The organism is Dyella sp., assembly GCF_035503745.1.
Taxonomy (GTDB): domain Bacteria; phylum Pseudomonadota; class Gammaproteobacteria; order Xanthomonadales; family Rhodanobacteraceae; genus Dyella_B.
Window position 1 is genome coordinate 78,064 of record NZ_DATJTC010000038.1, and the last position, 8,607, is coordinate 86,670.

The 8,607-nt window shown below is 64.6% G+C and carries 9 protein-coding genes; 3 read left to right on the forward strand and 6 right to left on the reverse strand.

The features are described from left to right. Window positions 1-48 precede the first annotated feature (48 nt). A complete protein-coding gene (locus VME63_RS15430) occupies window positions 49-1,218 on the forward strand; it encodes a PilT/PilU family type 4a pilus ATPase (RefSeq protein WP_325434242.1) in 1,170 nt (389 codons plus the stop codon). Between the two features lie 129 nt (window positions 1,219-1,347). On the opposite strand, the gene VME63_RS15435 is transcribed toward VME63_RS15430, so the two are convergent. The 4 genes from VME63_RS15435 to VME63_RS15450 all read right to left on the reverse strand — a co-directional run bounded on the left by VME63_RS15435 (window position 1,348) and on the right by VME63_RS15450 (window position 5,234). Beyond that, window positions 1,348-3,120, reverse strand: a complete 1,773-nt coding sequence (locus VME63_RS15435) for a hypothetical protein (protein WP_325434243.1) — start codon at window positions 3,118-3,120, stop codon at window positions 1,348-1,350. 146 nt (window positions 3,121-3,266) lie between these two features. Continuing rightward, a complete protein-coding gene (locus VME63_RS15440; RefSeq protein ID WP_325434244.1) occupies window positions 3,267-4,193 on the reverse strand; it encodes an aspartate carbamoyltransferase catalytic subunit in 927 nt (308 codons plus the stop codon). 19 nt (window positions 4,194-4,212) lie between these two features. Continuing rightward, window positions 4,213-4,668, reverse strand: coding sequence for a Holliday junction resolvase RuvX (ruvX, locus tag VME63_RS15445; protein WP_325434245.1), 456 nt, complete (start codon window positions 4,666-4,668; stop codon window positions 4,213-4,215). Continuing rightward, window positions 4,665-5,234: a YqgE/AlgH family protein gene (locus VME63_RS15450; protein ID WP_325434246.1), complete on the reverse strand. Its 570-nt coding sequence runs from the start codon at window positions 5,232-5,234 to the stop codon at window positions 4,665-4,667. The genes ruvX and VME63_RS15450 overlap by 4 nt, the downstream gene beginning before the upstream one ends. Before the next feature lie 158 nt (window positions 5,235-5,392). Here VME63_RS15450 and VME63_RS15455 point away from each other — a divergent pair, with 158 nt between their 5' ends. Continuing rightward, a complete protein-coding gene (locus tag VME63_RS15455) occupies window positions 5,393-5,983 on the forward strand; it encodes a flagellar basal body-associated protein FliL (RefSeq protein WP_325434247.1) in 591 nt (196 codons plus the stop codon). A 48-nt stretch (window positions 5,984-6,031) separates the two neighbouring features. On the opposite strand, the gene VME63_RS15460 is transcribed toward VME63_RS15455, so the two are convergent. Together VME63_RS15460 and gshB are read right to left on the reverse strand one after the other, a co-directional pair. Beyond that, a complete protein-coding gene (locus VME63_RS15460; protein WP_414648277.1) occupies window positions 6,032-6,907 on the reverse strand; it encodes an energy transducer TonB in 876 nt (291 codons plus the stop codon). Window positions 6,908-7,061: 154 nt separating this feature from the next. Continuing rightward, the gene (gene gshB / locus VME63_RS15465) at window positions 7,062-8,021 is read right to left on the reverse strand and encodes a glutathione synthase (RefSeq protein WP_325434249.1); all 960 of its coding nucleotides are present in this window, start codon (window positions 8,019-8,021) and stop codon (window positions 7,062-7,064) included. Between the two features lie 426 nt (window positions 8,022-8,447). Between gshB and VME63_RS15470 the strand changes: the two genes are divergently transcribed. Beyond that, window positions 8,448-8,607, forward strand: a 160-nt coding sequence (locus VME63_RS15470) for a response regulator (protein WP_325434251.1), incomplete at its 3' end; no start/stop codon positions are given.

Genomic DNA, 8,607 nt, shown 5'->3' on the forward strand with positions numbered 1-8,607 from the left:
GCCCGGGGGTGATCCCCGGTTCCGATGTTGTTCCAGTGGGAGATCGCCATGAGCGAATTCGACTTCACCTCGTTTCTGAAACTGATGGTCCACAAGAAAGCCTCGGACCTGTTCATCACAGCCGGCGTGCCGCCGTCGATGAAGGTGCAGGGACGCGTCGTGCCGATCACCCAGAGTCCGCTGTCGCCGCAGCAGTCGCGCGACATGGTGATCAACGTGATGACGCCCGCGCAGCGCGAGGAATTTGAAAAGACCCACGAGTGCCAGTTCGCGATCTCCGCGCAGGGCGTGGGCCGTTTCCGCGTGTCGTGCTTCTACCAGCGCAACTGCGTGGGTATGGTGCTGCGCCGGATCGAGGCGAAGATCCCGACCATCGAAGAGCTGAACCTGCCGCCGGTGATCAAGCAACTGGCGATGACCAAGCGCGGCATCATCATCTTCGTGGGCGCGACCGGCACGGGTAAATCCACCTCGCTGGCTGCGATGGTGGGCTATCGCAACCAGAACTCGACCGGCCACATCATCACCATCGAAGACCCGATCGAATACGTGCACAAGCACGAAGGTTGCATCATTACCCAGCGCGAACTGGGCATCGATACCGACACGTGGGAAAACGCGCTGAAGAACACGTTGCGCCAGGCGCCGGATGTGATCCTGATCGGCGAAGTGCGTACCCGCGAAACCATGGAATACGCGATCAACTTCGCCGAAACCGGCCACTTGTGCCTGTGCACGCTGCACGCCAACAACGCCAACCAGGCGATCGACCGTATTCTGCACTTCTTCCCGGAAGACCGCCGCCAGCAGTTGTTCATGGATCTGTCGCTGAACCTCAAGGGTATCGTGGCGCAGCAGCTGATTCCCACGCCCGACGGCAAGGCACGGCGCGTGGCGATGGAAGTGATGCTGGGTACGCCACTGGTGCAGGACTACATCCGCCAGGGCGAGATCCACAAGCTCAAGGAAGTGATGAAAGAGTCCACCAACCTCGGCATGATGACCTTCGACCAAAGCCTGGTGCAGCTGTACCAGGCAGGTGAGATCAGCTACGAGGACGCGCTGCGCCACGCCGACAGCTCCAACGAAGTGCGCCTGCGCATCAAGCTGTCGCAGGGTGGCGATGCGCATACCTTGTCGCAAGGGCTTGAGGGTGTGGAACTGGAAGAAGACCGGGCAAACCAGAACGGCATCGGCGGCGGATTCCTTCGCCGCTGATATCTGGGCGGTCTTCGCTGGCAAAGAAAAAGGAGCCGCGGCTCCTTTTTCTTTGCCAGTACGGCGGCCGATCCGGCCGCCGTCATGTCATCGATCGGCATGTGCCGGTCGATGACCCGGTGAAACGCCTTATTTGAGCTCGGTGTGCGTGGTGATGACCAGGCCCTGGTCGTCCATGCGCACATTGGCGCCGATCGCCTTGATATGCGCCGCCTCGGACTCCATCGCGGAGAACTGCGCCTTGGTGTTGGCCAGCGCTGCCGCCGCGTTTTTCTGCGCGTCCTGGCTGTCCGGATCATCCGGACCCGCGGCTGCCTCCATGTTCGCATTATTCTCGGCGCGCTGTTCCAGCAGATGGATCCAGTTGTTGTACATGTCGCCGTCGAGATGGATGCGCATCAATTCGCCCGCATCGCCGCCCGGCTGGTTCATCAGGTCGGCGAGTTTGCCGTCTTCGTCTTTGCCGATCGCTATGCCGATCGATTTGGCGCCCATCGCCGCCCAGCCCGGTTCGCCGAGCGCATTGATGACCTGGGCCGGCAATGGCATCGGTTTGCCGTCGCTGCTGAGTTTGAGGCCCGCGATAAGTGGGCTGGTGACTTGCGCCATGGCCAGCAGGCCCGCCGGATTGTTGGTGCCAATCACCACCCGGCCGGAGAACTTGGGCATGCCGCCGCCGGGATTGGGGGTGTAGCCGTCCAGCGCCAGGTGCAGGCCGAGCAGGTCGCCGATCGGGGGCACCGCCGCCTTCTGCACGCTATCGCCCAGGCTGTTGAAGGTGTCGTTGAGGTTTTCCAGTACCGGGCAGGTGAACGGCTTGGCCGCCACCGCATCCGCCTGGGCACCCCAGAATGCGCGCAGCTCCGCCATCGGCAGGGCAACGCTCAGTTCGAACGGGGAGCCCGGTTCGCTGCCCAGGCCCGGCAGCTGGACCTTCAGCGTATTGAACGCGCTGACAATGTCGCTTGCCAGGGCCACGTCGAAACGGACGTCGCGATGTTTTTCGTCCAGCGTGGTGTAACCCAGGCTGATACGCGGCACGCGCGAGGCGATGCGAGCGGCATCGGTCTGGCAGCTGGCGGGGACCTGCATCAGGTTGGTCACCGGCTCGCCGGTCTTGGCCGATTCGCTTTCGGCGCGGGTCTTCAGCAGCGCCTGCGAGAGCGGATCCTGCCCGCTGGTGAGCAGCGGCAGCAGGCGCGTCAAATCCACCTCGCCAACCACCCATTTGGCATAGCCCTTGGCCTTGGCAAGGTCCGTGAGGGTGTCCGCGTCCTGCAGGCTCTTGGACGGACGGTCCAGCCCCAGGGCCTGCCGCAGCAAGGATTGCGGCGCGTTGTCCGGCAACATGGCCAGCACCGCCTGCTTGCCCACGACCGCAATGATCAGTTGCAAATGCGAGGCGGGGGCGACGTAGCGCTGGTAGCTTTGCGGGCCCAGTGCCACGTTGTCGAATTTCTTGCCGTAGTCGTTTTGCAGCTTGGCGACGAAGTGGCCGAAAGTCTGCGCATCGGCCAGTTGCATGCGCAGCACCGGGGACAGGCCCACGCCGTAGAACGCCGCATAACCCTTCGGATCGATGCCGGTCTCGTGGATCAGCTGTTCGGCGGTCTTGCCATCGAATTCCCCGGCGACCGTAAGCAGATACTTGGCCATGTCCGGATCGGTGGCGGCCAGCTGGTCGGCCTGCGCCTTCATCTGCGCGACCTGGGCTGGCAGCTCGGCATCGACCTGGGTGAGGATGGCCTGGCGGGTGTCGTCGTCCAGTACGTCCAGATTCGCCAAAACGTAAGGCGTATCCGCCGGCACGAAGGCCAGAGGGGCATCCTTGTCCTTGTGCGAACACGCGGCCAGCAGGAGGCCGGTGAGCGCCAGCGCCAGTACGCGCTTGGTTCTACGCATAAATCATCCCCAATGGGTAAATTTTTACCGCGACATTATGCCCGCTTTGTTGCACTGCCGCTGAAAAAAACGTGTAGGAAACCTTCCCGTATCGCTTGCGCGGGGGCGGGGATGGGCTTGTACCGGGCCGGGGCAGGGCTGGGCAATCAGCGGGCGAGCATTTCGCCCAGCACCGCCATGCGCACGAACACCCCGTTGCCCACCTGTTCGAGGATGCGCGACTGCGGCCCGTCGGCCACTTCCGGCGCGATCTCGATACCGCGGTTGATCGGGCCCGGATGCATCACCAGGCAACCGCGCCCGGCCATCGCCAAGCGGCGGCTGTCCAGGCCGTATTCGCGGAAATAAGCCGCCTCGTCGGGCAGGTCGATGCTTGCCATGCGCTCCTTTTGCAGGCGCAGCATGATGGCCGCGTCGGCACCTTCGATCGCCTTGTCGAAGTCGTTGTAGAGCTTGCAGTGCGGAAATTCGGTGGCCTCGGGCATCAGTGAGGCCGGCCCGCACAGGCGGATTTCTCCCGTACCGAGCTTGGTCAGCGCGTGCACATCCGAGCGTGCCACGCGCGAATGCTTCACGTCGCCGCAGATCACCACCGTAAGCTTGCTGAAGTCGGGCCGATGCTGGCGGATGGTCAGCACGTCCAGCAGACCCTGCGTGGGGTGCGCGCGGTTGCCGTCGCCGGCGTTGATCACCGAAACGCCGCTCATGGCGTGGCGTACCAGCTCGTCCGGCGTGCCCGAAACCTTGTGGCGCACCACGATGGCATCCAGGTGCATGGCCTCGAGCGTGTGCAGCGTGTCGAACAATTCCTCGCCCTTGCTGGTGGAGGAGAAGCCGATGTCGAAGTTGATCACGTCCGCGCCCAGCCGGCGCGCCGCCAGTTCGAACGAGGTGCGCGTGCGCGTGGACGGTTCGAAGAACAGGTTGAGGATGGTGCGGCCGTTGAGCAGATCCAGCTTGCGCGTGCCGTGCGCGCAGGCATCGCGCATGGTGATGGCGCGGTCGAGCAGTCGCTCGATGCATTCGCGAGGGAGATTTTCCAGCGTGGTGAGGTGGCGAATGCGTTGGGTCATGGTGGCCGTCTAGGTGTTGTTATTCGGAGCTTGGAAAAGTTGCCAGCAACAGGGTGGTGTCGTCGTGCAGCCAGCGTTCGAGGATCACGGCCGCCGCTTGTGCGTCGATCTGCGCGGCATCGCGGCGGCGTTTGAGGCCCGCGGCGCGTGCGTCGGCGAAACGTTCGGCCGCTTCGCGCGAGCTGTGGCGCTCATCGACCAGCATCACCGGCACGCGATAGCGTTCGTGCAGGCGTTCGGCGAAGCGGCGCGCGCGTTGGCTGGCGGCCTGCTCGGCGCCCTCCAGCGTAAGCGGAAGTCCAACCACCAGGGTTTCCGGCAGCCACTGGCTGCGCAGCGCGTCGAGCGCCGCCCAGTCGGGTGTTTCTTCGCGCATGGCCACGGTGGTGATCGCGCGTGCGCTGGACGTGACGCGATTGCCGACCGCGACGCCGATGACCTTGCTACCGACGTCGAAACCGAGTGCGCAGCTCATGCGTGGCCCGCGTAGCCTGGCAGTTGCAGCGGATCGATGCCCACCAGGCCGGCGGCCGCGCTCCAGCGCTCTTCCAGCGGGGTGTGGAAGACCACCCGCTCGCTCGCTTCGGCGGTGAGCCAGGTATTTTCTTTCAGTTCCTGCTCCAGCTGGCCGGCGCTCCAGCCCGAATAGCCCAGGGCCATCAGCGCCAGCCGGGGGCCTTCGCCGTTGGCCATCGCCACGAGAATGTCGCGCGAGGTAGTCACCGACCAGTCGCCGTTGATGCGGTAGCTCGATTCCCAGTGGCCATGCTCGCGATGCAGGACGAAGCCGCGCTCCTGCTGCACCGGGCCGCCGATCAGCACCGGCGCGTCGGCGAGTTCCGGATCGCTGCAGCCGAGCTTCATTTGCGCGAGCACGTCGCCGAAGCGATATTCCGACAGCTGGTTCACCAACAGGCCTACCGCGCCATCCTCATCGTGCTGGCACAGGAAGGCGACGCCGCGCGAAAACGGCGGATCGGCCAGGCTGGGCATGGCAATCAGGAATTGGCCGGCGAGGGATGGGGGGGTGTTGGTGAGCATGGCCGCATTGTAAGCGCTGTAAGTGGACCGCGTCTGCCGCGTGGCCGATTTTGCGCATGGCTGAACGAACGCTTGCGTAGGTTATCGCGGCGTTATCGCCGCGTGACGCCTGCGGCTACGCTGGCGCTTACTACTGATCCGGGCGTGGGGCTGCTGCGATGAAATCGGTTTTTCTGTTGCTGGCTTCCATCGCCGTGCTGGCCCTGCCGACCTGCGCGGCGGCCAAGCACGGGCATCCCGGCAATGGGCTGGCCGACACGACGGTCATGATCATCCGCCACGCCGAAAAACCCGATCACGGCGCGGGTCTGACGCCGGCGGGCGAGGCACGCGCGCAGGCTTATGTGGGGTATTTCGAGCACTTCGCGCTTGAAGGCCAACGCATGACGCCCAACGCGCTGTACGCGGCGGCCGATTCGAAGTCGAGCATGCGGCCGCGCCTGACCATCACCCCGTTGAGCCAGGCGCTGGGCCTGGCGATCGATGAGCGTTTCGCCGACAAGCAGCCAGGGCAGATCGCCGCGGACTTGCGCACCGGGGCGCACGGCGATCGTGTGCTGATCTGCTGGCATCACGGCGAGATCCCCGAGCTGATCCGGCAGCTCGGCGGCGATCCGGTGGCGCTGCTCCACGGCGATAAATGGCCTGCGGACGTATTCGGATGGGTGGTGGTGCTGCGCTACGACCACCATGGGAGGCTCGCCGATGCGCGCCTCGTGCACGAACAGCTGATGCCGGACGATCGCTGATCGCTGCTTGGCGCGGGTGTCCGTGTGCGCCGCTCAGCGCGTTGCTGGTCAGCGTGTTCTCAACACGTCATCGGGCTGAAACTGCCAGGTGCGCGTAATGTAGAGAATATCGACCTTTTCCTTGTTATTGGGCGGCAGCGCCGGAAAGGGCGCGCACAGGCGCACGATGGCGATGGCGGCCTTGTCGATCACCGGGTATCCGGAGCTTTGCGTGATATCGATGCTGTAGACGCTGCCGTCGCGGTTGAGGCCGACGGTGAGGATCACGTCGCCATGCATGTGCTGTTCGCGGGCTTGCTCAGGGTAATTGAGATTGCCTACGCGCTCGATGCGGTGCACCCAACCGTTCATGTAGGCGGCATACACGTAGGGCGTGGTGTTGGCCGAGATGTATTTTTTGTGCGGGCGCTTGGCGTAGGCCTGGCGCTCCTTGCTCACTTCGGCGGCGAGCTGGGCTGCCTGTTGCTCGATGTTGGCTTCATCGGCGGTAGCGCTGTCGGGGGTGTCGCGCGCTTCCTTGGCGCTGTCGCTGCGGACGCTGAAGTTGGCGTTGCCGGTGGTGGTCAGCATGCGCTTGTCGGTGGCCTGCTGGGGCGCCGGCGTGGTCGCCTGGACCGGTTGCACGGCCGTACCCTCGGTGGGCATGGGCAGGAGTCCGGAGAAAGGCTGCGACGGGCGCAGGGCCTTGTCGCTGTCGCCGCCGCCCTTGTTGGCGGCCTGGGCGAGAAAGTCGGCCTTGTCCGGCGCTTCGTTGTTGGCCACGTTGACCAGCGTGACATCCAGCGTGGGCAGGGCTGGGCGCGTGGCGACGTAGCTGATGCCGATGCCGAACAGCAGCAGGCCGTGGACCAGCAGCGAAAAGATGAAGGTGGCCCCGATTTTGTTACCGCCGGGGCTGCGTGCGAGGGCATTCACGCTAGGCATGCTCTGGTCGATGCTGCGCAGGTGCCGGCGGCGCGGTCCGTTCGTGGATCACCGGGGTGCCGGCGAAGGTGGACCCAAGACATGCGGACAGACAGTACCGGCCCCCACGAACAAAATTTTGAAGATGGGGTGACGCCCAGAAGCATTGGCCAGATCATCCCCGTTTCTCGATCGCATCGAATAGCAACCCGGCAATATTAAGCCCGAACTGATGGTCCAGTTCGCGCACACAGGTCGGCGATGTGACGTTGATCTCGGTCAGGTAGTCGCCGATCACGTCCAGGCCCACAAAGCGCAGGCCGCGGCGGCGCAGTTCCGGTGCCACTTCGGCGGCGATCCAGCGGTCGCGCTCGCTCAGGGGCACGCCTTCGCCACGTCCGCCCGCGGCCAGGTTGCCGCGGAATTCGTTGCCTTGCGGGATGCGCGCCAGGGCATAGGGAACCGGCTCGCCATCGATCAACAGGATGCGCTTGTCCCCGGCGCTGATCTGCGGGATGTATTTCTGTGCGATGGCGAACTGGCGGCCCTCGCCGTGGGAGTCCCCGCCGAGCAAGGTCTCCAGCATGGAATTGAGGTTCTTGTCGCCGGACTGGACCCGGAAGATGCCGCGGCCGCCCATGCCGTCGAGCGGCTTGAGCACGGCATCGCCATGCTCGGCCACGAAGCGGCGCAGCTCGGCGGCCTCACGCGCCACCAGGGTGGGGGCCATGCATTGGGGAAACTGCAGGGCAAAGAGCTTCTCGTTGCAGTCGCGCAGCGCGCGCGGGTCGTTGACCACCTGTACGCCGCCCCGCTGGGCCGCTTCCAGCACCATGGTGTCGTAGATGAACTGCGCATCGACCGGCGGGTCCTTGCGCATCAGCACCGTGTCCAGCTCCCGCAGGTCGGTCCAGCGGCCTTCGCCCAGCGTGAACCAGCCGGCGGGGTCGTCCTTGACGGTCAGGGCGCGCAGGCGCGCCCAGGGGGCGCCGTCGCGCAGGGCCAGGTCGCCTTGCTCCATGTAGAAAAGGCGATGACCGCGGCGGGCGGCCTCCAGCAGCATGGCGAAGCTGGTGTCCTTGACGATCTTGATGCTGCTGATGGGGTCCATCAGCACGGCGACCGAACGGGGCATCGTGGTCATTCTCCGAAAGCCGGGCCCGAGGCCGGCGGGGGTGGGGCGTGCATGTTCGCCGAGGTAGTCCCCCTGCCACAAGATTTCCCTCTCCCCGGCAAGCGAGAAGCGCGGTCCGGGCACCGGCGGCGCTTGTGCCGGTAACCGTTCTTCACATATGCCTTCGCGTTTTCGAAGGTAAAGGTGGCTGCTACAACGTTTTTTCCTTGACGGACGGCCGTGCAGGCAGTAAACAGCAAAGACGGAGCGCCCTGACGAAGATCAGGCGTGTAAGAAGCTAAATGAAGTGGTTGTGCAGAATTTTTTCATCTGCGTCCGGTGGGGGCCTGGCCGCTTCCCGGGCGTCGTACCTGAGCCTGGGGCAGGCCGCAGGGGGGTTAAGTGAACTTGAATGTAGGTACGAACGGCTTGGCCGGTCTGAAGGTCATGGTTATCGATGACTCCAAGACCATCCGCCGTACGGCGGAAACCTTGCTTAAAAAGGAAGGCTGCGACGTGCTGACCGCCGTCGACGGCTTCGAGGCGCTGGCCAAGATTTCCGACCAGAAGCCGTCGATCATCTTCGTGGACATCATGATGCCGCGAC